Source organism: Pseudomonas sp. GW821-FHT05D12, assembly GCF_059419825.1.
In genome coordinates this window covers 51005-73755 of sequence record NZ_JBWKSN010000010.1, presented here as the reverse complement: position 1 = coordinate 73755, position 22751 = coordinate 51005, and the positions used below count along the sequence as shown (strand labels likewise).

Sequence of the window (22751 nt, the reverse complement as noted above, 5' to 3'; positions counted from 1 at the left end):
GGGGACGGGCTTCCGTTTCGGCGTCAAAGGCGCATTCTCCCGACTCTTGCCCCGTTTAGTCCACTACTGATGCCCATCGCGCTCGATTGCATTGATGCGCTCGACCTTGGCCCCGGAACGCGCCGCTTCGAACTCCGACTCCAGGAACGACTTGACGATGCTCTTGGCCAACTCGGCGCCGATTACACGCGCACCGATGGACAGGATCTGCGCATCGTTGCTCTTGCGTGCACGCTCCGCCGAATAGGTGTCATGGGCCTGGGCCGCGCGGATGCCCAGCACCTTGTTTGCCGAAATGGCCATGCCGATCCCGGTGCCGCACACCAGCACGCCCAGCCGCTGCTGACCGGCATTGATCGCCGTGGCCACGGCCAGGGCGATGTCCGGATAAAGCACGGGCGCAGTGGAATGGGTGCCGAAGTCGGTCACCGGATAGCCCAGCGCCTCGATATGGCGCTTCAACAGCTCTTTGAGCTCAAAACCTGCTTCATCGCATCCGATAGCCACCGGGAAAGGTGTGTTCATGGCGTCTGGCTCCGCTGCCGTGATCGTATTTATGACTGATCAAATGATCATTCAGTGAAATTCCGCTCAGACATTTCGCGGCCATACAACCCTCTATGTCAAGCATGATTTAACTGACCCTGCAGTCAAAGGCGTCAAACACGGCCTTATAGACCGCAAAGATGAGAATCATCGCTTTTACATGAAAGAGATTGACTGATCAGAATTTCATTTGATACACATATGATCACAGCGAAACATGACTGTGCGACCTAATAAGAATTCACAGCACGAGGACACGCCGATGGCCACGCCATTACTGCTCCAGGCTGAACACGTCGCCAAGGCTTACGCCGGGGTCCCTGCCCTGCGTGACGGGCGCCTCTCTCTGCGGGCCGGCAGCGTCCACGCCCTGTGCGGCGGCAATGGCGCAGGCAAATCGACATTCCTGAGCATCCTGATGGGCATCACCCAGCGTGATGCCGGCAGCATTCTGCTCAACGGCACGCCGGTGCAGTTCAACCGCCCGAGTGAAGCGCTGGCGGCGGGGATCGCGATGATCACCCAGGAACTGGAACCCATCCCCTACATGACCGTTGCCGAAAACATCTGGCTGGGCCGTGAACCGCGCCGCGCCGGTTGCATCGTCGACAACAAGACCCTGAACCGCCGCACCCGCGAGTTGCTCGACAGCCTGGAGTTCGAGGTCGACGCCACCAGCCCCATGCACCGCCTGAGCGTCGCGCAGATCCAACTGGTGGAAATCGCCAAGGCCTTCAGCCATGACTGCCAGGTGATGATCATGGATGAGCCCACTTCGGCCATCGGCGAACGCGAGGCAGAGACTCTGTTCAAGGCCATCCGCCGCCTGACTGCCCGGGGCGCCGGCATCGTGTATGTGTCGCACCGCCTGAGCGAACTGGCGCAGATCGCCGATGACTACAGCATCTTTCGCGACGGCGCCTTTGTCGAAAGCGGGCGCATGGCCGATATCGACCGCAACCACCTCGTGCGCGGCATCGTCGGCCAGGAACTGACCCGCATCGACCACAAGGTCGGCCGCGAATGCGCCGCCGACACCTGCCTGCAAGTCGACAACCTGAGCCGCGCCGGTGAGTTCCACGACATCAGCCTGCAACTGCGCCAGGGTGAAATCCTCGGCATCTACGGCTTGATGGGTTCGGGGCGCAGCGAGTTCCTCAACTGCGTCTACGGCCTCACCGTCGCAGACTCCGGCAGCGTGACCCTGCAAGGCAAGCCCATGCCCATCGGGCTGCCCAAGGCGACCATCAGTGCCGGCATGTCGCTGGTCACCGAAGACCGCAAGGACAGCGGCCTGGTGCTCACCGGCAGCATTCTTTCCAACATTGCCCTGTCGGCCTACAAGCGCCTGTCGAGCTGGTCGCTGATCAATGCGCGCAAGGAAACCCAACTGGCCCAGGACATGGTCAAGCGCCTGCAGATCAAGACCACTTCCCTGGAATTGCCGGTGGCGTCCATGAGCGGTGGCAACCAACAGAAAGTGGTCCTCGCCAAATGCCTGTCCACCGAGCCGGTGTGCCTGCTGTGTGACGAACCGACCCGTGGGATCGACGAGGGCGCCAAGCAGGAGATCTACCACCTGCTCGACCAGTTCGTACGCGCCGGTGGCGCGGCCATCGTGGTGTCGTCGGAAGCGCCGGAGCTGCTGCATCTGAGTGATCGCATCGCCGTATTCAAGGGCGGCCGGCTGGTGACCATCAGCACCGACACCGCCCTTTCCCAGGAAGCCTTGTTGAGTCTTGCCTCATGAATGCCAAAACCCTCTCCACACCCGCCGCCGCACCTATTGCCACACCCCGCAATCGCCTGCGCCTGTCCCTCGACCGTTTCGGCCTGCCGCTGGTATTCATCCTGCTGTGCGTGGTGATGGCGTTCTCCAGCGAGTACTTCATGACCTGGCGCAACTGGATGGACATCCTGCGCCAGACCTCCATCAACGGCATCCTCGCGGTGGGCATGACCTACGTGATCCTGACCAAGGGCATCGACTTGTCGGTGGGCTCGATCCTCGCCTTTGCCGGACTGTGCAGCGCCATGGTCGCCACCCAGGGTTATGGCCTGCTCGCGGCGGTCAGCGCCGGGATGTTCGCCGGGGCGATGCTCGGCGTGGTCAACGGTTTCATGGTCGCCAACCTGTCGATCCCGCCGTTCGTGGCCACCCTGGGCATGCTCAGCATTGCGCGGGGCATGACCTTCATCCTCAACGATGGCAGCCCGATCACCGACCTGCCCGACGCCTACCTGGCGCTGGGCATCGGCAAGATCGGTCCGATCGGCGTGCCGATCATCATCTTCGCCGTGGTCGCGCTGATCTTCTGGATGGTGCTGCGCTACACCACCTACGGCCGCTATGTGTACGCGGTGGGCGGCAATGAAAAGAGCGCACGCACCTCAGGCATCGGCGTGCGCAAGGTGATGTTTTCGGTTTACGTGGTCTCGGGCCTGCTCGCCGGACTGGCTGGCGTGGTGCTGTCGGCCCGCACCACCTCGGCCCTGCCCCAGGCTGGGGTTTCCTACGAACTGGACGCGATTGCCGCCGTGGTGATCGGCGGTACGAGCTTGTCGGGGGGCACCGGCAGCATTGTCGGCACGCTGTTCGGCGCACTGTTGATCGGCGTGATCAACAACGGGCTGAACCTGCTCGGCGTGTCCTCTTATTACCAACAGGTCGCCAAGGGCCTGATCATCGTGTTCGCAGTACTGATCGACGTGTGGCGCAAGAAAAAACGCTAGAGAACGACCCACAACAATAACTGGAGTTCTACTCATGAAACTTGGTACCACCTTGGCCGCCACAGCGGCTTTCTCCCTGCTCTCCTGCAGTATCGCCATGGCTGCCGACGGCAAGACCTACAAAATCGGTGCCGCCGTCTACGGCCTCAAGGGCCAGTTCATGCAGAACTGGGTACGCGAGCTGAAAGAACACCCGGCGGTCAAGGACGGCACCGTGCAACTGACGGTGTTCGACGGCAACTATGACGCCCTGACCCAGAACAACCAGATCGAAAACATGGTGACCCAGCGCTACGACGCCATTCTGTTCGTGCCCATCGACACCAAGGCCGGCGTCGGCACCGTGAAGCAAGCCATGAGCAACGACGTGGTGGTCATCGCCTCGAATACGAAAGTAGCCGATGCCGCTGTGCCGTACGTGGGTAACGACGATGTGGAAGGCGGCCGCCTGCAGGCCCAGGCCATGGTCGACAAGCTCAATGGCAAAGGCAACGTGGTGATCATCCAGGGCCCGATCGGCCAGTCGGCGCAAATCGACCGGGAAAAAGGCGAGCTGGAAGTACTGGGCAAGCACCCGGACATCAAGATCATCGAGAAAAAGACCGCCAACTGGGACCGTGCGCAGGCGCTGACCCTGACCGAAGACTGGCTGAACGCGCACCCCAAAGGCATCAACGGCGTGATCGCGCAAAACGACGACATGGCCCTCGGCGCCGTACAGGCGCTGAAGTCTCACGGGCTGACGTCCAAAGACGTGCCGGTGACCTCCATCGACGGCATGCCGGACGCGATCCAGGCCGCGAAAAAAGACGAAGTCACCACCTTCCTGCAAGACGCCCAAGCCCAATCCCAAGGCGCACTGGACGTGGCGTTGCGCGCCCTGGCCGGCAAGGACTACAAGCCGCAATCGGTGATCTGGGAGCGTTACGCCAAGGACGTGAAATGGGCTGACGGCACCGCCAAGAATTACATCCTGCCGTGGGTGCCAGTGACGAATGCCAACGCCGATGCGCTGTACAAACAAGTCAGCGGCGGTAAGTAGCTTTCACCCTGAAATAGGGTCAAGTGTGGGAGCCGGCTTGCCTGCGATGGCATCACCTCGGTTTGACTGAAAGACCGAGTCGCTTGCATCGCAGGCCAGCTCCCACATTGGATCTCCAGCGCTTTCGATAGAGGAGTCATGCATGTCTGGATTCTGGAACCAAGCCTTCGACCTCACCGGCCGGTGCGCAGTGATCACCGGTGGCGCCGCCGGGATCGGCCTGGCCTGCGCCACCCTGCTGGCGGAACGCGGCGCCCGCGTGGCGTTGCTCGACCGCGACCCCGCCGTGGCTGAAGTGGCCGCCAGCCTGGGCGCCGGGCACTTGGGCATTGCCGTTGATCTCAGCCAGATCGGCCAGATACAAACCACCGTCGATAGCGTATTCGAACACTTCCAACGCCTCGATTACCTGATCAACAGCGCCGGCGTGGCGCTCCTGGACAAGGCTATTGATGTCAGCGAAAGCGCGTGGGACACCACGCTGGACATCAACCTCAAGGCGAGCTTTTTTGTCGCCCAGGCCTGCGCCAAGCACATGCTCGCCAACGGCGGCGGGCGCATCGTCAACCTTGCCTCGCAGGCTGCCGTGATTGGCCTGGACCGCCACGTCGCCTACTGCGCGAGCAAAGCGGCCATTGTCGGCATGACCAAGGTATTGGCGATGGAATGGGCGCCGCACATCAACGTCAACGCCATCTCCCCGACCATCGTCGAGACCGCGCTGGGTAAAAAAGCCTGGGCCGGTGAAGTCGGCGAAAAAGCCAAATTGCAGATCCCGGCGGGCCGTTTTGCCCAGCCGGAGGAAATCGCCGGGCTGGCGTTGTACCTGCTCAGCGACGCCGCGCAGATGGTCACCGGCGCCAACATGGTGATCGACGGCGGCTACAGCATTCAGTAATTCATTTTTTGTCGTGAGGTTTTGTCATGTCCACCGTCACCGAACGCACCCCCGAACAACTGTCACCGGTCATCCCGAAAACCATGCAGGCCGTGGTCTGTCACGGCCCTGAAGATTACCGCCTGGAAACCGTCGACGTGCCCACGCCCGGCCCCGACGAGATTCTTACCAAAGTCGAGCTGTGCGGCATCTGCATGGGCGATATCAAGACCTATCGCGGCGCCCCCTCGTTCTGGGGTGACGCCGAGCAACCCCGCTATGTGAAACCGCCGATGATTCCCGGCCATGAATTCGTCTGCCGTGTGGTTGCCCTGGGCCCAGGCGCGGAGAAACGTGGCGTGGCGGTCGGTGACCGGGTGATCTCCGAGCAGATCGTGCCGTGCTGGGGCTGTCGCTTCTGCAACCACGGCCAATACTGGATGTGCCAGAAGCATGACCTCTATGGCTTCCAGAACAATGTGCAGGGCGCCATGGCCCAGTACATGATCTTCACCAAGGAAGGCATCATCCACAAAGTGCCGGACTCCATCGCCCCGGACGAAGCAATACTGATCGAACCGCTGGCGTGTTCGCTGCACGCGGCGGAACGCGCGAATGTGGATTTCGACGATGTGGTGGTGGTCGCAGGTGCGGGCACCCTGGGGCTGGGGATCATCGGCGCGGTGCGCATGCGCAACCCGAAAAAGCTCATCGTGCTGGACATGAAGCCCGAACGCGCTGCCCTTGCCTTGCGCATGGGCGCCGACGAGGTCTGGAACCCGGCCGAGGTCGATGTACTGGCGAAGATCCGCGAGATCACCGAAGGCTACGGTTGCGACATTTACATCGAGGCCACCGGGCACCACAAGGCCGTGAACCAGGGCCTGGCGATGCTGCGCAAGCTGGGGCGTTTCGTCGAGTTCAGCGTGTTCAATGACGAAGCCACGGTGGACTGGTCGATCATTGGCGACCGCAAGGAGCTGGACGTGCTGGGCTCGCACCTGGGCCCGTACATGTACCCGCGTGCCATCGACTTCATCGGCAACCGCAAGATCGACATGCGCGACGTGGTGACCCACAAGTTTGCGCTGGCAGACTTCAAGGAAGCGTTCGCAGTGATGGAGCGCGGCGACAAATCACTGAAGGTAGTCCTGGAACCCTGACCCACAGGCGAACACGCCCTGGCGTTGATCCATGTTGCCCACTAGAACAAGAACACAGGAACCCGCGTTATGAATCGAGTCATCAACGATCCGGACCAAGTGGTCGAGGACATGCTGCGCGGTATTCTGGTCGCGCACCCCGAACTGCGCCAATACGAGGCCAACCCTCGGGTGATCGTCAAGGCCAGGCCTTCGGCCCAAGGCAACGTCGGCATTGTCACCGGCGGCGGCTCGGGGCATGAACCGGCCTTTCTCGGTTATGTCGGCCCAGGCCTGGTGGATGCGGTAGCCGTCGGCGAGATCTTCTCCTCGCCCACTGCCAAGAGTTTTTTCGACGCGTTCCGCGCCGCTGACCAGGGTGCCGGCGTGGCCTGCCTCTACGGCAACTACGCCGGCGACAACATGAACGTGAAGCTGGCGATGAAAATGGCCGCCAGCAAAGACATGCGTATCCGCACCGTGGTCGCCAACGATGACGTGGCATCCGCGCCCAAGGCCGACATTGCCAAGCGCCGTGGCGTGGCCGGGGAAATCTTCATGTGGAAGATCGGCGGCGCCGCTGCGGCCCAGCACTACGACCTGGACGGGGTGATCCGGGTGGCGCAGAAAACCGTCGACCACTGCCGCTCGATTGGTATCGGCCTCACGCCGTGCACCATTGCCGCGGTAGGCAAGCCGAACTTCCAGATCCCCGACGGCCAGATGGAACTGGGCATCGGCCATCATGGCGAACCGGGTATCGAAGTGGTTCCGATCGAACCGGCCGCAGCCATGGCCGAACGCATGCTCGCGCCGATCCTCGCCGACCGTGACTTCAGCCAGGACGACAGCGTGGTGGTGCTGGTCTCGGGCCTGGGCGCCACGCCGGTCATGGAGTTGTATATTTTCTATGCCGAGGTCGAAAAACAGCTCAAGGCCAAAGGCTTGAAGATTCACCGCTGCTATGTCGGCAACTACTTCACGTCCCTTGAGATGATGGGCGTGACCCTGACCTTGCTCGGCCTCGACGCCGAGTTGAAAACCCTGATCGACCAACCCTGCCGCTCCATCGGCATGACCCAGGCGGAGTGAACCATGAGCCAGCATTTTTCCACCCGTGACGGCAGCGCCATCGTCGCCGACCTGGTCAGCGTGATCGTGGCCAACCGCGAATACCTCAGCGAAGTCGACGGTGCCATTGGCGATGGCGACCATGGCATCAACATGGCCAAGGGTTTCGCCCATTGCGGGCGCACCATCGAAGGCCGCCAACTGACCCTGGCCGAAGCACTCGACGAACTGACCCTCAGCCTGATGGAAGGCATCGGCGGCTCCATGGGCCCACTGTATGGCAGTCTGTTCATTGGCATGGCCGATGAAGTGCGCAACAGCGACGACATCGACGCCGCAACCTTTGCCCATTTGCTGCGCGGCGGCTTGACCTCGTTGCAGGACATTACCGAGGCGGGTGTGGGCGACAAGTGCCTGATGGACACCTTGATCCCGGCCGTCGAAGCCTTCGAGCGGGCGCATGCCTCCGGGGCCGCCTTCAGCGACGCACTGGACGCGATGAAAGCCGCCGCATCACAGGGCCGCGATTCGACCAAGGACCTGGTGGCGAAGATCGGCCGCGCCAGTCGCCTGGGCGAACGCTCCCTCGGCGTGCTGGATGCCGGGGCCGTGTCGTGCTGCCTGATCCTTACGCGCCTGGCCGATTCGGTACAGCCGCGACTGTCTGCTTGACCTGCTGGATGTACCGCGCCACCGCCGGCGCTTTTTCGAAGCGCCGGTGAATCAGCGACAGCCACGACGACGCGTCACTGCCCTGGATGCTGCGGTACACCACGCCTGGCAAACTCACATGCCCGACCATTGACGCCGGCACCACCGCCACGCCCTGCCCGAGTGACACCAGCGCCACCACCGCCACCAATCCGCCGGGCTGCGGTCCGAGCCGCGGTGCATAGCCGCCTTGCGCCGCCACTTGCAAGGTACCGCTGATTTGCTCCGGCAAGATGAACGTCTCGTTTTGCAGGTGCTCGCAACCGATGGCCTTCAGCCCCAGCAGCCAGGAGTCCTGCGGCAGCGCCAAGACAAACCCTTCACTGTCCAGGCGTACCGCCTCGACACCCTCGGGCAGGGTCATGGGCGAGCGGATATAGCCGATATCGACACGCCCATCCGCTACCGCGCCAGGCAACGTCGCCATCGCACATTCGCGCACGTTCACGCTGACATCCGGAAACGCCTGGCTGAACGCCTGAATTTGCCGCTGCAACAGGCCCGAGTACACCGCCGACGCCACATAGCCCAATTCGATATGACCGATCTCGCCGCGTCCGGCGCGCTGGGCATTGCGCTGGGCGAACTCGAACTGGCGCACCGTCGCCTCGGCCTCGATCAACAGCGCCGCACCCGCCTCGGTGAGGCTGACTTCGCGTTGCTGGCGGACAAACAGGCGCGTGCCCAGCGTCGCCTCCATGTCCTGGATTTGCCGACTCAGGGTTGGCGGTGCAATGCCCAGCTGCTCCGCCGCGCGGGTGAAGTTTCGGTGCCGGGCAACCGCCAGGAAATAGCGGAAATGACGTATTTCCATCGCAGGATTAGCTCAAAGGTAATGAAGATCACACTGGCACCTAATAAAGCCACGATGGACCGAAGATAAGCTAGGCGCACGCTCACAGTAGAGAGACCCGCTTATGTTAGTCAAATCGCTGGTACTGGTATTGACCGGCCTGAGCCTCGCCCCCCCGGCGATGGCGAACGAACCACCCGCCAGCGTTGCCCACAAGGCAATACTGACCCTGGCCACGGCCCAGCAGATTGCGGCGCAGGCACGTAAAGTCGCCGCGGATAACGGTTGGCCCTGCGCGCTGGCAATTGTCGACGACGGCGGCTGGCCGATTCTCACCACGCGCATGGACGGTGCGCCGGTAGTCGCCGGGATCGAGCTGGCCCAAGGCAAGGCGCGCACCTCGGCGCTGTTCAAACGGCCTTCGGCCGACCTCGAAAATGCCATCAACGGTGGGCGCCCGGCGGCTGTCACAGCCGGCCTGCTGATGATGAAGGGCGCGCTGCCGATCATCCTCGAAGGCCAGGTCGTGGGCGCCCTCGGCATCAGCGCCGACACCCCGGCCCACGATGAACAGATTGCCCAGTCGGCGCTGGCGGCGGTGCAGCCATGAGCACCGCCAGCCCACGGTTTACCTTGCTGACCGCCTCCGGGGTCTGTTCGCTGATTGTGCTCGACACCAACATCGTCGCCGTGACCCTGCCGAGCATCGCCCGCGACCTGGGGGCGAACTTTGCCGATATCGAATGGGTGGTCAGCGCCTACATGCTCGCGTTCGCCGCCCTGCTGTTGCCAGCCGGCAGCATCGCCGACCGCTTTGGTCGCAAGAAGACCCTGGTCTGGGGCCTGGGGATTTTCATCCTGGCCTCTCTCGGCTGCGGCGCGGCGCCCACTGCGCTGTGGCTGGATATCGCGCGGGCTGTCAAAGGTGTCGGCGCAGCCCTGCTCTTGACCTCGGCGCTGGCCTCCATCGGCCACACCTTCCACGACGAGGTCGAGCGCGCCAAGGCCTGGGCCTTCTGGGGCGCTTGCATGGGCGTGGCGATGACCGCCGCGCCGACGCTGGGCGGCCTGATCACCGAATACCTGGGCTGGCGCTGGATCTTCTACCTCAACCTGCCCGTGGGCCTGGTGTTGATGAGCCTGGTGCTGCGCGCCATTCCAGAGTCCCGAGATACCCAGTCTGCACGCCTCGACCCGTGGGGCAGCCTGACCTTCAGCGCAAGCTTGCTGTGTTTGATCTGGGGCCTGATCGAGGCCAACCGCATCGGCTGGGACAACCCGCTGACCTATGCGCGGCTACTGGGCGGCGCAGCCTTGCTGGCTGCGTTTGTCCTCGCCGAACGCCTGCAACAACGGCCGATGGTCGACCTGCAACTGTTCCGGCATCCGCGCTTCATCGGCGCGCTGCTGGGGATGTTTGCCTATGCCGGCTGCGCCCAGGTGATGATGACGCTGCTGCCGTTCTACCTGCAGAACGGCCTGGGCTTTTCCGCGATTGCTTCAGGGCTGGGCATGCTGCCCTTTGCCCTGACGATGTTGATCTGCCCAAGGATTGGTGCACGCCTGGCCAGCCGTTTTACCCCGTCGACGATGATGGCGACGGGACTCACGTTGGTCGGCAGCGGCAATTTGCTGAGCGCCTGGGCGGTGAACATCGGTGGTTACCTGCCCTTCGCCCTGGCCATTGCAGTCACGGGCGCCGGAGCGGGCCTGCTGAATGGCGACACGCAAAAAAACATCATGGCCTGCGTGCCACGAGACCGTGCCGGCATGGCCTCGGGCATGAGCACTACCATGCGGTTCAGCGCGATCATGCTGGCGATTGGCGTGTACGGGGCATTGCTGAGCAGCCACAGCGAGCAACTGCTGCGTGCGAGTCTCGACAGCCAGTGGCAGGAGCAGCTAGCGGGAATTGCCTCGCGGGTGGTGGCCGGGGACATGCCGGCGGCGATGGGCTTGTTGCCGGAGACGGCCCGGGCGGTAGCACAACCACTGGCGCGGCAGGCGTTTGTCGGCGGGTTCGGCGCTGTGTTGTGGGTGGCAGGGTTGTTGGGCCTGCTGGGCGCGTTGGTGGTGGGGATGCTGATGCGAAAGCCGATTCCTGTGGTGCAACAGGCCTGCGTGCTAACGCAGAACTGAATGTGGGAGCGGGCTTGCCCGCGATGGCGTCAGTTCAGTCGGTAGAGGCATCGACTGGTACATCGCTATCGCGGGCAAGCCCGCTCCCACAGGGGCATCACCCAAATTACGGCGTTACCAGAAGCGCTGCTGGGTCAACCGGCTCCACCAGGTCAGCAGCACACGGTCCACCGAGCCGCTGGCCGCCAGGCCCACTCGCTCCTGCAGGCTCTTGCGCTCGGCGTAGTGCAGGTGGAATACCTCGGCGGTCTTGGCCTTGGTAGCCAGGTATTCGTCGCTGGTCTGCAGCTCGTCGACCAGTTGCTTGTCCAACGCTGCAACACCCAGCCACACTTCTCCGGTCGCCACATCATCAATCGCCAATTGCGGGCGATAGCGCGAGACGAAGTTCTTGAACAGTTGATGGGTGATGTCCAGGTCTTCCTGGAACTTCTCGCGGCCCTTCTCGGTGTTTTCGCCAAACACCGTGAGGGTGCGCTTGTACTCACCGGCGGTCAGCACTTCAAAGTCGATGTCGTGTTTCTTCAGCAGGCGATTGACGTTGGGCAACTGCGCCACCACGCCGATGGAGCCGAGGATCGCGAACGGGGCGCTGATGATCTTCTCGCCGATGCACGCCATCATGTAGCCGCCGCTGGCCGCGACCTTGTCGATGCACACGGTCAATGGCACGCCCGCCTGACGGATACGCGCCAGTTGCGACGACGCCAGGCCATAGCTGTGGACCATGCCGCCGCCGCTCTCCAGGCGCAGCACCACTTCGTCCTTCGGGGTGGCCAGGCTCAGCAAGGCAGTGATTTCGTGGCGCAGGCTCTCGGTGGCCGAGGCCTTGATGTCGCCGTCGAAATCCAGCACGAACACCCGTGGCTTGGCCTCGGGTTTCTTCTTGCCTTTCTTCTTTTCGGTCTTGCTCTCGGACTTGCGCAGGGCCTTGAGCTGGTCCTTGTCGAGCAGGCTCGACTCCAGGCGCTCGCGCAGGCCCTTGTAGAAATCATTCAGTTTGCTGACCTGCAGCTGTCCGGCGGATTTGCGACGGCCTTTGCTGCGCAGCGCCGCGAAGCTGATCAGTACCACCAGAATAGCGACCACCAGGGTGACGGTCTTCGCCAGGAAACTCGCGTATTCGGCCAAAAAATCCATGTGACTCCTTACAAGTGCAGTGCGCCAGGCGCGGATTGCCCCAGCATACCGGCGGCACCGCGTTCGGGCCAGTGATCAAACCGCCAGTAAGCGGCCTCTAACGAGCTTTTAAAACAAGCGTATGTTTTTTCATTGACAGCTCCCTGGCATCCTCATAACCTCGCCAGACTTTCAACGTACCGGGAAAACGGACGTGGGCAGCATCTATCTGATTCGACATGGCCAGGCCTCCTTCGGTGCAGACGACTATGACGTCCTGTCGCCCGTCGGCGTGGAACAAGCGCAAGTGCTCGGGCGCCACCTGGCGGACCTGGGCCTGGTGTTCGACCGCTGCGTGGCCGGCGACCTGCGCCGCCAGCAGCACACCGCCACGGCCGCCTTCGATCAGTACAGCGCCCTTGGCCTGCCGGTACCGGCCCTGGAAATCGACAGCGCCTTCAACGAATTCGACGCCGACGCGATTATCCGCGCCCTGCTTCCCGACCTGCTGACCACCGAACCCGAAGCCCTGGAGATCCTGCGCAACGCCGCGCAGAACCGCAGCGAATTCCAGCGCATCTTCGCCCTGATCATCGAGCGCTGGCTGGCCGGCACCTATGATCCGCCGGGCCTGGAAAGCTGGCTGGGCTTCGTCGAACGGGTCCAGGGTGGCCTGCAACGCATTCTGGAAGCAGCGGACAACGCACAGAAGATTGCAGTGTTCACCTCCGGCGGCACCATCACTGCCCTGCTCCACCTGATAACCCGAATGCCGGCGGCCCAGGCCTTCGAACTGAACTGGCAAATTGTTAACACCTCGCTCAACCAGCTGAAATTCCGTGGTCGCGAGGTGGCACTGGCTTCCTTCAACAGTCATACCCACTTGCAACTGTTGAAGGCGCCGCAGCTCATCACGTTCCGATGAACTGCGGCCAACCGTGACCCCAAGGTCACTGGACTCTACCCTAAAGGATCGAAACCATGACTGACGTAGCCAAAGCTGTAGAAGCAATGAAAGCCAAATTCAACCCAGCCGCTGCTGACGGCCTGGACCTGGTGTTCGGTTTCCGTATCGACGACACCCAGAACTTCTCGCTGGTGGTCAAGAACAACACCTGCGAACTGCTGGAAGGCGAAAACCCTGACGCCCAAGTGACCCTGGTCACCGACGGCGAAACCATGGAAGGCATCGTCAGCGGCGACACCGACGGCATGCAGGCCTTCATGAGCGGCAAGCTGCGCACCGAAGGCGACATGATGCTGGCCATGAAACTGAGCGAGCTGTTCCCGGCCTGATAAGCCTGCGCTCAAAAAAATCCCGCCTTTCGGCGGGATTTTTCGTTCAGCCAGCCTCCCGGTCAGCGGGTGTTGGCGTCATCCATTTCTTCGAACGTGTCCATGTACGCAGGGTCATTACCATCGTTTTCACGAATCACACGCCCATCATACTCGGCGGTGATTTCACCGGTATTGACGTCAAGCCCAACCACGATCACCAGCTTGTACTTGCCCACTTGCAAGTACATGTCATAGAGGTCCCGGGGTTCATCGGGCAGCATAAAAAAGCTGTAGCTGTAACGTACGCGCTTGGTTAACACGGGCCACTGTGCTTCAAACGCGCGGGGATCGAAGGATGGGAGCACATCGCCGATTCCACGCAGCGCGGCCTCGACCAGTTGGTCATTGTCCTTGGCTTTGAAGACCACCGGATGAGTGCGAGTCATCGTCCGCATCGGGTTGGGAACAATATCCGTTTCAAGGCGGTACATGCCGCTGCTGAACCATTTTGTCGCATCGAAGGTGTCGTCACCTTTCTCGCAGTCGCGGCAATGCATCATCAGCGACGCCGCAGCGCTTTCCCGGGGATACAGTGAAGTGATCAACACTGCGCAGGTGATCAGCAGTGCCCCCAATAGGCCTGCACTGCCAACCCGCGCGATAACATTCGCCATCGTCTACATCCTTGTCTGAAGGGGTGGCGAATTTACCTGATTCAGACCTTTCGGTGGCGGGATTTTTTTGCCTGCCATTTCGCAAGCCATGGAGTTTCAACGTGGGAACTGGCTGGCCTGCGATAGCGTCGGCACTGCCTGCATCCATGCTATCGGCTCCACCGCCATCGCAGGCAAGCCAGCTCCCACAGAAAAGCAGATCCGTGGCGCAACCTAGATTTTCGGCTGCAGCAACAACGCCACCAACGCACTCCACCCCGTCTGGTGCGACGCCCCCAACCCACGCCCGGTTTCGCCATGGAAATACTCATGGAACAACACCAGGTCGCGACTGGCCGGGTCTGCTTCCAATTGCGCATAGCCCGCCATCGACGGGCGCAGGCCATCTTCATCGCGCAAAAACAATCGCGTGAGACGTTGGCTGAGGCTGTCGGCCACTTCTTCAAGGGACGCCAGATAACCGCTGCCCGTCGGGTACTCCACCGAGAAGTTATCCGCGTAGTAGCGGTGAAATTCGCGCAGCGATTCGATCAGCATGTAGTTCACCGGCATCCACAGCGGCCCGCGCCAGTTGGAGTTGCCGCCGTACAGGCGCGAATCGGATTCGCCAGGCTGGTAGCGCGCGCACAAGGTGTCGCCATTCATCTTCAACCCCAGCGGCTGCTCGGCGAAGGCCTTGGACAAGGAGCGCACACCAAACGCCGAGAGAAACTCGTTGTCATCGAGCATGCGCCGCAGCAAGTCCTTGGTGCGCTCGCCCCGCAACAAAGCCAGCAACAGGCGATTGCCCTGCCCCGGTTCGTTCCAGCGCGACACCAGCTTGGCCAGGTCCGGCCGATGGTGCATGAAGCCCAGCAGGCGCTCGCGCAGACCTTCAAGACCCTCATGCTCGCGCTGCTCCAGCACCAGCACCGCGAACAACGGCATCAGGCCGACAATCGAACGCAGGCGCACCGGCTCGCTCTGGCCATCGGGACGGTGCAGCACGTCGTAGAAAAACCGGTCCTGCTCGTCCCACAACCCTTCGGCGCTGTCATCGACCCGGTTGATCGCGCCGGCGATATAGAGGAAATGCTCGAAGAACTTCACCGCGATATCGACATAGACGACGTTGCGCTTGGCCAGCTCCAGCCCGATGCGCATCAGGTCCAGTGCATACGCCGCGACCCACGCCGTGCCGTCGGCCTGGTCCAGTTGATAGCCCGGCGGCAACGCGGCCGAGCGGTCGAACAAGGCGATATTGTCCAGGCCGAGGAAACCGCCCTGGAACAGGTTGCGCCCCTCGGCGTCCTTGCGGTTGACCCACCAGGAAAAATTCAGCAGCAGCTTGTGGAAAATTCGCTCGAGGAAATCCATATCGCCGACGCCAGTCAGCGCCTTGTCCTGCTGATACACACGCCAACTGGCCCAGGCATGCACCGGCGGGTTGGCATCATCGAACCGCCACTCATAGGCCGGCAGCTGGCCGTTGGGGTGCATGAACCGGTCTTTGACCAGCAGCAGCAACTGTTGCTTGGCATACCCGGGATCAATCAGCGCAAAGGCCACTGCCTGGAAGCCCTGGTCCCAGGAGGCGTACCACGGGTACTCCCAGGTGTCGGGCATGGAGAGGATGTCGAAGTTGGACAGGTGCCGCCAATGGGTATTGCGAAAATGCAGGCGTTCGGGCGGCGGCGCAGGCTGGGCCGGGTCTCCGTCGAGCCACTGGTTCACATCAAAGTAGTACAGCTGCTTGGACCACAGTAATCCGGCCAGCGCCTGGCGCTGCACATTGCGCGCGTCGTCATCGGCGATGCCGTGCTGCAAGGCGGCGTAGAACTCATCCGCCTCCTGGCGGCGCAAGTCGAACAGCCTGCGCGCATTGACCTCGGGCGCGTCCGTCGGGGCAAAACGCAGGTACAGGGTTTTATGCTCAAGGCCTGCAAGTTCAAGGCTAAACCGCGCGGCGACCTTGGTGCCGGCGTCGCGGCGAATCGCCGTGGCAACGCCGTCCACCACGTAATCGTTGATGCCATCCTTGAACGGCCCCGGCGTCGGTTGCCCGTCGAGCTTGGGAAAGTTGGTCTGGTTTTCGCAGAACAGCCATTCCACCCCCTCCTGGCCCCAGGCGCTGAGATGGCGATCGTCGAGTTCGTGATGCCGGGCCAGCACCCGATCAGTGTCCAGCGTCAACGCTGGCTTGGGCGCGTCGGAGGTCCAGCTCCAGTCATTGCGCGCCCACAGTTGCGGCAATACCTGCAAGCGCGTTGGTTGTTCGGAGCGGTTGTGGACGGTGACGCGCATGAAGATGTCGTCGGGCGCGTGCTTGGCGTATTCGACGCTGATGTCGCAGTAACGGTTGTCTTCGAACACGCCGGTATCGAGGATTTCATACTCGGCATCATCCAACCCGCGGCGCCCGTTCTCGGCGATCAGGTCAGCGTAGGGAAAGGCTGCGTGCGGGTATTTGTAGAGCATGCGCATGTAGGCATGGCTCGGTACGCCATCGACGAAAAAGTACAGTTCCTTGACGTCTTCACCGTGGTTGCCCTCGGCGTTATTCAGGCCGAACAGGCGTTCCTTGAGGATCGTGTCGCGCTCGTTCCACAAGGCCAGGCCCAGGCACCAGCGTTGCGCCTTGTCACTGAAACCGGCAAGCCCATCCTCGCCCCAGCGGTAGGCGCGGCTGCGTGCATGTTCATGGGGGAAATAGGTCCAGGCATCGCCATCGGCGCTGTAGTCTTCGCGCACCGTGCCCCATTGGCGTTCGCTCAGATAGGGGCCCCACTCGCGCCAACGTTCGGCATCCGGCGTCGCCAGGCGTTGGCCTTCAATCGTGTCCAGTATTCGGGTGTTGGGTGTGGCCGTCATTGGGTCCTCCATCGCCTACCAGGTGAGGAGCAGTGTAGAACCCAATGACGCCCGGGTGCACATGAAGACTTAGAAGATCGCGTACGTGTAGTTGAAGATCAGGCGCGTCTGGTCCTGGTCGGGGGTGCCGGTGTTTTTGCCGTGGTAGGTACCGGTACGGAAGGTGGTACCGAAGCCTTTCAGAGGACCGGCCTGCACAACGTAGTCCAGGCGGAAGTCGGTTTCGTTTTCTTTCTGGTCCGGACCACCGGCCACCTTCGACTTGATGTCCGAGCCGTCCAGGTACGCCACGGACGCCTTCAGGCCCGGTACATAAGCCTTGAAGTCATACGAGTACTGACCGAAGTTGACCTGCTCGCCGGCACGGGAGAACTGGCCGACCACGGCGTCGGTGAACAGGTAGAAGTCGCTGCCGCCGGCGCCTTGCGCGTGCGGGTCGGCGATGCTGCCCTGGTTGACCCAGACAAAACCGCCATCGTCACCCACGCCAATGTGGCCCAGCATCAGGCTGCTGCCGCCCAACTGGTAGGTGAAGGCGGCACTGTAGGTTTTGTTGTCGACTTCGTTGGCGTGCTTGGCGTAACCGCCGTTGTTGTTGAACTGGTAGCCGCTCTCGCCGTTCTTGCCGTCGCTGGTGCTGTCGAAGTAGCGCAGGTCAGTCTTGAACGACTGGTCATTGCCCAGCGGCAGCACGTGGACCAGGCCGAAATAGTTCTGTTTGTAGAAGTCTTGCAGTTGGGCGTAGTAGTACTGCAACGTCAGGTTTTTCGCGACGACGTTGTCGGAAGAACCAAACGGCTTGTAGTCCAACCCACCGAACTTGAAGCTGTCGCTGTCGCGCTGGCCACCGGCAACGCTCAAGCCTGTGGAGTTGCTGGAGGCACGGCCTTCGGCGCGGTTCAATTCACCACCGGTGAACGTCACGTTGGGAATGTCGCTGGAGGTGAGGATGCCGCCGTCAAAGGTCTGCGGTGCCACGCGGCTGTCGTTGGAGACCAGGATCGGCAACACCGGCGCCAAGCCACCCCCGACGTGCAACTCGGTCTGGGAAATGCGGAACTTCACGTTACCCGCCGCACGACCAAAGGAATCGGCCGGCTCGGTGCCGTTGTTCTTGGTCGGGAAGAAACTGTTGCCGTTACCCGACAGGCCAGGGCCCGCGGTGTGGCCATCGCCGCCGTCCAGGCGCAGCGCGCCAAAGGCCATGACGTCGAAACCGACACCCAGGGTGCCTTGGGTGTAGCCGGATTTATAGTCGAAGCGCAGCAATGTCGCGGCTTCGCGCAGATCGTTGTTGGTCCCCGAGCGGTTATCCGCGCTGTAGTACATGGTCCGCGAACTGATGGCGGCGTGGCTGTCTTCGAGAAAGCCGCTGTGACCGTTGCCCGTGCCCAGCGAACCGAGCCCGAAATCATCAGCCAATGCGTGTTGTGCAAGAACGGCGGCGGTGATGGATAACGCCAGTGTAGAAATTTTCATTAACGACGGCCCCTAAACATATTTTTATGTGTGCGATGTGCGAAACGACGTTTTCATCCTTGCAAACGTGACGATTCTTTCATGGCGGATGGGGCTGACTCCGTGAAGAATTAGTTAGGAAAGGCTCGGGAAAATGAAATTTCCAGCCGGCCGATTTTTGTCATATTCGCGTCATCTCATTCATTTGCAGAATGAAGTCCAGAGGAATCTTCGTTTGCAACCTCACCTGCAGCTCAACAAAATCCAGCGAACGGTCACCTTCATCGGCAAAGCCATCAGGAATTTTTCTATGCACACCAGCGCACATGTCAGCCCCGACGAGATCCGCAAGGGCTTTTCCAAGGCCATGTCCGATATGTACCGAGATGAAGTTCCGTTGTATGGGGCGCTGATGGAGCTGGTGGCCGAGACCAATACCCGCGTATTCGAGCGCGAACCGGCCCTGGCGCAACAGCTGCAGCGCACCGGCGAAATCCAGCGCCTGGACCAGGAGCGTCACGGCGCCATCCGCCTGGGCACTGCTGCGGAGCTGGCGACCATCAGCCGCCTGTTTGCGGTGATGGGCATGCAACCGGTGGGCTACTACGACCTGACGCCCGCCGGCGTGCCGGTGCATTCCACGGCGTTTCGCGCGGTACATGAAAGCGCGCTGCAAACCAGCCCGTTTCGCGTATTCACCTCGCTGCTGCGCCTGGAGCTGATCGAAAGTCCTGAACTGCGCGCCTTCGCCGAAACGGCCCTGGCCAAGCGGGCGATCTTTACCCCCGGCGCCCTCGCGCTGATCGAACAAGCGGAGCAGGACGGCGGCCTCGACGCCAACGATGCGGAGGCCTTCATCCGCCAGGCCCTGGAGACCTTTCGCTGGCACCACACCGCCACCGTCACCGCCGCGCAGTACCAGCAACTCAGCGACCAGCACCGCCTGATCGCCGACGTGGTGGCCTTCAAGGGCCCGCACATCAACCACCTGACCCCGCGTACGCTGGATATCGATCAGGTGCAGGCCGCCATGCCCGGCAAGGGCATCACGCCCAAGGCCGTGATCGAAGGCCCACCCCGCCGCCGTTGCCCGATCCTGCTGCGCCAGACCAGCTTCAAGGCCCTCGACGAACCCATCGCCTTCACCGACGCCCAAGGCAGCCACAGCGCGCGCTTCGGTGAAATCGAACAACGCGGCGTCGCGCTCACCCCCAAGGGCCGTGCGCTGTACGACCAACTGCTGAACGCCGCTCGCGACGAACTCGGCGCTTTCCCCAATGAGGGCAACGCCGCACGCTATATGCAATTGATGGAGCAACACTTCCAGGCCTTCCCGGATGACCACGCGCAGATGCGCGAACACGACCTGGCGTACTTCCGCTACTTCGCCACGGACAAGGGCCTGGCGGCACGCGGCCACGCTGATCAGCCGCGTACGCTGCCAGCGCTGATTGCGGCCGGTCATGTGGACGTGGAACCGTTGGTGTATGAGGATTTCCTGCCAGTGAGTGCGGCGGGGATATTTCAGTCAAACCTGGGGGACGCGGCGCAGAGCCACTACGCAGCCAATTCGAACAAGGCCGAGTTCGAGAAGGCGCTGGGGCGTCAGACAATCGATGAATTGCAGCTGTACGGCGAGACGCAGCAGCGCTCTATCGATGACTGCACCCGCACGCTGCTGGGGTAAAAAGACCGAGTGCCCACCCGGCTCACCAGCGCCATCCTGGCGCCGCAACAGTCCCCAGAGCCGGGTGGGCGGTCGGCATCATAAGCAGCGAAGTGGAAGATGTCCCCCAGACAATTCTGAACAAAAATTACCGTTTCGTTGCAAGCACACGGCTTATCCCAGCCGCCCCACGATCTCATCTTTGACCACCAAGCGTTTCTTCTTCAGCTTCTCCACGTCCTCATCGCTGGCACTGGCAGACTCCGCCTTGAGCACCGCGGCGTCGGCTGCGTCGTATTGACTGAACAGCGAGTCCAGGCGTTTGTCGCTGGCCCTGCGTTCGTGAACGACTTCCTTGGTAAAACCCAAGTCCTGGTATAGGTCGTGTTTCACTGGCATGGCGTACCTCCGCAAGTTGATCAATGGCTACAGCCTTGAAGCTAGCCCATTCCAAGGGGTCTTGTCATGTCCGGGGTCAAACCATCCCCGTTCGTCGCAACGCCGGCGATGCGATCAAACCTTTGCCGTGCCCTGCCCTCCACTGTAGATCGCACCCTGAGGGAGACCGGTTTCATGACTCACGCTGCCACTGCTGTCGACACCCAATGCATCAATACTATTCGCACCCTGGCCATGGACGCTGTGCAGAAGGCCAATTCCGGCCATCCGGGGACGCCCATGGGCCTGGCGCCGGTGGGATACACGTTGTGGAGCCGCTTCCTGCGCTACCACCCGGACCATCCCGACTGGCCCAACCGTGACCGCTTCGTGCTGTCGGTAGGGCATGCGTCGATGCTGCTGTATTCGCTGTTGCACCTGGCCGGCGTGGTCGAGATCGATGCGCATGGCAAGCGCTCGGGGCAACCGGCGATCAGCCTGGACGACATCAAGCAGTTCCGGCAAATGAGCTCCAAGACCCCGGGCCATCCCGAGTACCGCATGACCACCGGCGTGGAAACCACCACCGGTCCCCTCGGCCAGGGCTGCGCCAACAGTGTCGGCATGGCCATGGCCGAACGCTGGCTGGGCCAACGCTTCAACCGCGATGGCAAGGTGCTGTTCGACTACAACGTCTACACCCTGTGCGGTGACGGCGACATGATGGAAGGCATCAGCAGCGAAGCCGCCTCGATGGCCGGGCACTTGAAGCTGGATAACCTGTGCTGGATCTACGACAACAACACCATCAGCATCGAAGGCCATACCGAACTGGCCTTCAGCGAAGACGTGATCAAGCGCTTCCAGGCCTATGGCTGGCACACCTTGCACGTGACCGACGCAAATGACTTGCAGGCCCTGAGCACCGCCCTGGAGACCTTCAAGGCCAACACCGGCGCACCGACCCTGATCGTGGTCGACAGCGTGATCGGCTACGGCTCGCCCCACAAGCACAACACTGCCGCCGCGCACGGCGAGCCGTTGGGCGACGAGGAAATCCGCCTGACCAAGGCTGCATACGGCTGGCCGCAGGATTCCAGTTTCCTGGTGCCCGATGAAGCGCGCACAGTGCTGCGTGATGCGCTGCTGGAGCGCAGCCGGCCACTGTATGACGCCTGGAAGCAGCACCTGACGCACCTGGAGCAATATGAACCGGAGCTGGCCGATGAACTGCAGCGCATGCGCGCCGGTGAAATGCCCGAGCATTGGCAGGACGGCTTGCCCAGCTTCGACACCGACGCCAAGGGAGTGGCCAGCCGCGCCGCCGGTGGCGAAGTGCTGAACGCGTTTGCCCAGCAGATTCCGTGGTTGCTCGGCGGTTCGGCGGACTTGTCGCCCTCGACCAAGACCAACCTCACCTTCGACGGTGCCGGACGTTTCAGCGCCGACGACTACAGCGGGCGCAACCTGCATTTCGGCATCCGCGAGCATGCGATGGGCGCGATCGCCAATGGCATGGCGCTGTCTTACCTGCGGCCGTACACCTCGACGTTCCTGGTGTTCAGCGACTACATGAAACCGCCGATCCGCCTGGCGGCGATCATGGAGCTTCCGGTGGTGTTCGTGTTCACCCACGACTCGATTGGCGTCGGCGAGGATGGGCCGACGCACCAGCCCATCGAGCATTTGACCCAACTGCGCGCCACACCGGGGTTGCTCACCCTGCGCCCAGGCGATGCAAATGAAACCCTCGAACTGTGGAAAGTTGCCCTGGCACAAACCCATCGTCCGAGTTGCGTGGTGTTGTCGCGCCAGCCGCTGCCGACGCTGGATCGGTCAAAGTACGCGCCCGCATCCGGAGCGGCCAAGGGCGCGTATGTGCTGGCCGGGGCTGAGCAGCCTAAAGTCCTGCTGTTGGCGACGGGCAGCGAAGTCAGCCTGGCCGTGGCGGCCTATGAGCAGCTCAAGGCTGAGGGGATAGCCGCGCAAGTGGTCTCGATGCCGAGCTGGGAACTGTTTGAAGAGCAGGACCAGGCCTACCGCGACAGTGTATTGCCGCCCGCCGTGAAAGCACGCGTGGTGGTCGAACAGGCAGGCCCGCTGGGTTGGGACCGCTATGTCGGCCAGACCGGCACCAAGGTGGTGATGAACAGCTTCGGCGCGTCGGCGCCGTTGGCGAAGCTGCAGGAGAAGTTCGGCTTTACCGTGGAGAATGTGGTGAAGCAGGCCAAGCAACAGATCCAGCAAGCCTGACACGGAAGGCGCCCGGCTTGC

The 22751-nt window shown here is 62.1% G+C and carries 20 protein-coding genes; 13 read left to right on the top strand and 7 right to left on the bottom strand.

The genetic code is table 11. From position 1 onward, the window contains the following. Positions 1-63: 63 nt before the first annotated feature. A complete protein-coding gene (gene rpiB, locus AC07SI_RS19460) occupies positions 64-525 on the bottom strand; it encodes a ribose 5-phosphate isomerase B (protein WP_016969738.1) in 462 nt (153 codons plus the stop codon). 283 nt (positions 526-808) lie between these two features. Here rpiB and AC07SI_RS19455 point away from each other — a divergent pair, with 283 nt between their 5' ends. The 7 genes from AC07SI_RS19455 to dhaL all read left to right on the top strand — a co-directional run bounded on the left by AC07SI_RS19455 (position 809) and on the right by dhaL (position 8083). Next, a complete protein-coding gene (locus AC07SI_RS19455; protein WP_495006307.1) occupies positions 809-2296 on the top strand; it encodes a sugar ABC transporter ATP-binding protein in 1488 nt (495 codons plus the stop codon). Next, positions 2293-3279: an ABC transporter permease gene (locus tag AC07SI_RS19450; RefSeq protein ID WP_025857540.1), complete on the top strand. Its 987-nt coding sequence runs from the start codon at positions 2293-2295 to the stop codon at positions 3277-3279. Before AC07SI_RS19455 ends, AC07SI_RS19450 begins: the two co-directional genes overlap by 4 nt. A 34-nt stretch (positions 3280-3313) precedes the next feature. Further along, entirely contained in the window at positions 3314-4321 is a 1008-nt protein-coding gene (locus tag AC07SI_RS19445; RefSeq protein WP_106803573.1) for a substrate-binding domain-containing protein, read from the top strand. A 142-nt stretch (positions 4322-4463) separates the two neighbouring features. Beyond that, positions 4464-5219 (top strand): SDR family oxidoreductase, encoded by a 756-nt coding sequence (locus tag AC07SI_RS19440; RefSeq protein ID WP_065907725.1) that lies wholly within the window; start codon positions 4464-4466, stop codon positions 5217-5219. 26 nt (positions 5220-5245) lie between these two features. Continuing rightward, positions 5246-6361 carry an MDR/zinc-dependent alcohol dehydrogenase-like family protein gene (locus AC07SI_RS19435; protein WP_065907723.1) on the top strand — a complete coding sequence of 372 codons (1116 nt, stop codon included), beginning with the start codon at positions 5246-5248 and terminating at the stop codon, positions 6359-6361. Between the two features lie 69 nt (positions 6362-6430). Continuing rightward, positions 6431-7432, top strand: coding sequence for a dihydroxyacetone kinase subunit DhaK (locus tag AC07SI_RS19430; protein ID WP_201144987.1), 1002 nt, complete (start codon positions 6431-6433; stop codon positions 7430-7432). Positions 7433-7435: 3 nt separating this feature from the next. Beyond that, positions 7436-8083 (top strand): dihydroxyacetone kinase subunit DhaL, encoded by a 648-nt coding sequence (gene dhaL / locus AC07SI_RS19425; RefSeq protein WP_120448870.1) that lies wholly within the window; start codon positions 7436-7438, stop codon positions 8081-8083. On the opposite strand, the gene AC07SI_RS19420 is transcribed toward dhaL, so the two are convergent. Next, positions 8040-8936 carry a LysR family transcriptional regulator gene (locus AC07SI_RS19420; RefSeq protein WP_106803570.1) on the bottom strand — a complete coding sequence of 299 codons (897 nt, stop codon included), beginning with the start codon at positions 8934-8936 and terminating at the stop codon, positions 8040-8042. The genes dhaL and AC07SI_RS19420 overlap by 44 nt on opposite strands. Positions 8937-9039: 103 nt before the next feature. Here AC07SI_RS19420 and AC07SI_RS19415 point away from each other — a divergent pair, with 103 nt between their 5' ends. Further along, positions 9040-9525 (top strand): GlcG/HbpS family heme-binding protein, encoded by a 486-nt coding sequence (locus AC07SI_RS19415; RefSeq protein WP_495006306.1) that lies wholly within the window; start codon positions 9040-9042, stop codon positions 9523-9525. Next, a complete protein-coding gene (locus AC07SI_RS19410) occupies positions 9522-11054 on the top strand; it encodes an MFS transporter (RefSeq protein WP_495006305.1) in 1533 nt (510 codons plus the stop codon). Before AC07SI_RS19415 ends, AC07SI_RS19410 begins: the two co-directional genes overlap by 4 nt. 114 nt (positions 11055-11168) lie before the next feature. Here the strand turns inward: AC07SI_RS19410 and sohB are convergent, their stop codons facing one another. Continuing rightward, complete coding sequence (gene sohB, locus AC07SI_RS19405; RefSeq protein WP_065907712.1) at positions 11169-12194, bottom strand: protease SohB; 1026 nt, start codon at positions 12192-12194, stop codon at positions 11169-11171. Positions 12195-12387: 193 nt separating this feature from the next. Here sohB and AC07SI_RS19400 point away from each other — a divergent pair, with 193 nt between their 5' ends. Further along, positions 12388-13098 carry a histidine phosphatase family protein gene (locus AC07SI_RS19400; protein WP_065907710.1) on the top strand — a complete coding sequence of 237 codons (711 nt, stop codon included), beginning with the start codon at positions 12388-12390 and terminating at the stop codon, positions 13096-13098. A 56-nt stretch (positions 13099-13154) separates the two neighbouring features. Then, on the top strand, positions 13155-13469 hold the full coding sequence (locus AC07SI_RS19395) for an SCP2 sterol-binding domain-containing protein (protein ID WP_016969749.1): 315 nt from the start codon (positions 13155-13157) through the stop codon (positions 13467-13469). 62 nt (positions 13470-13531) lie between these two features. On the opposite strand, the gene AC07SI_RS19390 is transcribed toward AC07SI_RS19395, so the two are convergent. From AC07SI_RS19390 to AC07SI_RS19380, 3 genes are all read right to left on the bottom strand, one after another. Beyond that, the gene (locus tag AC07SI_RS19390) at positions 13532-14125 is read right to left on the bottom strand and encodes a hypothetical protein (RefSeq protein ID WP_495006304.1); all 594 of its coding nucleotides are present in this window, start codon (positions 14123-14125) and stop codon (positions 13532-13534) included. Between the two features lie 213 nt (positions 14126-14338). Then, complete coding sequence (locus AC07SI_RS19385) at positions 14339-16975, bottom strand: MGH1-like glycoside hydrolase domain-containing protein (RefSeq protein ID WP_495006303.1); 2637 nt, start codon at positions 16973-16975, stop codon at positions 14339-14341. A 69-nt stretch (positions 16976-17044) separates the two neighbouring features. After that, positions 17045-18454, bottom strand: coding sequence for an OprD family outer membrane porin (locus tag AC07SI_RS19380; RefSeq protein WP_106803564.1), 1410 nt, complete (start codon positions 18452-18454; stop codon positions 17045-17047). A 289-nt stretch (positions 18455-18743) separates the two neighbouring features. Between AC07SI_RS19380 and hglS the strand changes: the two genes are divergently transcribed. Further along, positions 18744-20120 carry a 2-oxoadipate dioxygenase/decarboxylase HglS gene (hglS, locus tag AC07SI_RS19375; protein ID WP_495006302.1) on the top strand — a complete coding sequence of 459 codons (1377 nt, stop codon included), beginning with the start codon at positions 18744-18746 and terminating at the stop codon, positions 20118-20120. A 153-nt stretch (positions 20121-20273) separates the two neighbouring features. Here the strand turns inward: hglS and AC07SI_RS19370 are convergent, their stop codons facing one another. Then, entirely contained in the window at positions 20274-20498 is a 225-nt protein-coding gene (locus tag AC07SI_RS19370; protein ID WP_495006301.1) for a DUF465 domain-containing protein, read from the bottom strand. Between the two features lie 174 nt (positions 20499-20672). On the opposite strand from AC07SI_RS19370, the gene tkt reads away from it, so the two are divergent. After that, positions 20673-22730: a transketolase gene (tkt, locus tag AC07SI_RS19365; protein ID WP_495006300.1), complete on the top strand. Its 2058-nt coding sequence runs from the start codon at positions 20673-20675 to the stop codon at positions 22728-22730. The last annotated feature ends 21 nt before the right edge of the window (positions 22731-22751 follow it).

Coding starts and splice junctions, on each gene's coding strand:
- rpiB (WP_016969738.1), bottom strand. CDS start 525: ATGAACACACCTTTCCCGGTGGCTATCGGATGCGATGAAGCAGGTTTT.
- AC07SI_RS19455 (WP_495006307.1), top strand. CDS start 809: ATGGCCACGCCATTACTGCTCCAGGCTGAACACGTCGCCAAGGCTTAC.
- AC07SI_RS19450 (WP_025857540.1), top strand. CDS start 2,293: ATGAATGCCAAAACCCTCTCCACACCCGCCGCCGCACCTATTGCCACA.
- AC07SI_RS19445 (WP_106803573.1), top strand. CDS start 3,314: ATGAAACTTGGTACCACCTTGGCCGCCACAGCGGCTTTCTCCCTGCTC.
- AC07SI_RS19440 (WP_065907725.1), top strand. CDS start 4,464: ATGTCTGGATTCTGGAACCAAGCCTTCGACCTCACCGGCCGGTGCGCA.
- AC07SI_RS19435 (WP_065907723.1), top strand. CDS start 5,246: ATGTCCACCGTCACCGAACGCACCCCCGAACAACTGTCACCGGTCATC.
- AC07SI_RS19430 (WP_201144987.1), top strand. CDS start 6,431: ATGAATCGAGTCATCAACGATCCGGACCAAGTGGTCGAGGACATGCTG.
- dhaL (WP_120448870.1), top strand. CDS start 7,436: ATGAGCCAGCATTTTTCCACCCGTGACGGCAGCGCCATCGTCGCCGAC.
- AC07SI_RS19420 (WP_106803570.1), bottom strand. CDS start 8,936: ATGGAAATACGTCATTTCCGCTATTTCCTGGCGGTTGCCCGGCACCGA.
- AC07SI_RS19415 (WP_495006306.1), top strand. CDS start 9,040: ATGTTAGTCAAATCGCTGGTACTGGTATTGACCGGCCTGAGCCTCGCC.
- AC07SI_RS19410 (WP_495006305.1), top strand. CDS start 9,522: ATGAGCACCGCCAGCCCACGGTTTACCTTGCTGACCGCCTCCGGGGTC.
- sohB (WP_065907712.1), bottom strand. CDS start 12,194: ATGGATTTTTTGGCCGAATACGCGAGTTTCCTGGCGAAGACCGTCACC.
- AC07SI_RS19395 (WP_016969749.1), top strand. CDS start 13,155: ATGACTGACGTAGCCAAAGCTGTAGAAGCAATGAAAGCCAAATTCAAC.
- AC07SI_RS19390 (WP_495006304.1), bottom strand. CDS start 14,125: ATGGCGAATGTTATCGCGCGGGTTGGCAGTGCAGGCCTATTGGGGGCA.
- AC07SI_RS19385 (WP_495006303.1), bottom strand. CDS start 16,975: ATGACGGCCACACCCAACACCCGAATACTGGACACGATTGAAGGCCAA.
- AC07SI_RS19380 (WP_106803564.1), bottom strand. CDS start 18,454: ATGAAAATTTCTACACTGGCGTTATCCATCACCGCCGCCGTTCTTGCA.
- hglS (WP_495006302.1), top strand. CDS start 18,744: ATGCACACCAGCGCACATGTCAGCCCCGACGAGATCCGCAAGGGCTTT.
- AC07SI_RS19370 (WP_495006301.1), bottom strand. CDS start 20,498: ATGCCAGTGAAACACGACCTATACCAGGACTTGGGTTTTACCAAGGAA.
- tkt (WP_495006300.1), top strand. CDS start 20,673: ATGACTCACGCTGCCACTGCTGTCGACACCCAATGCATCAATACTATT.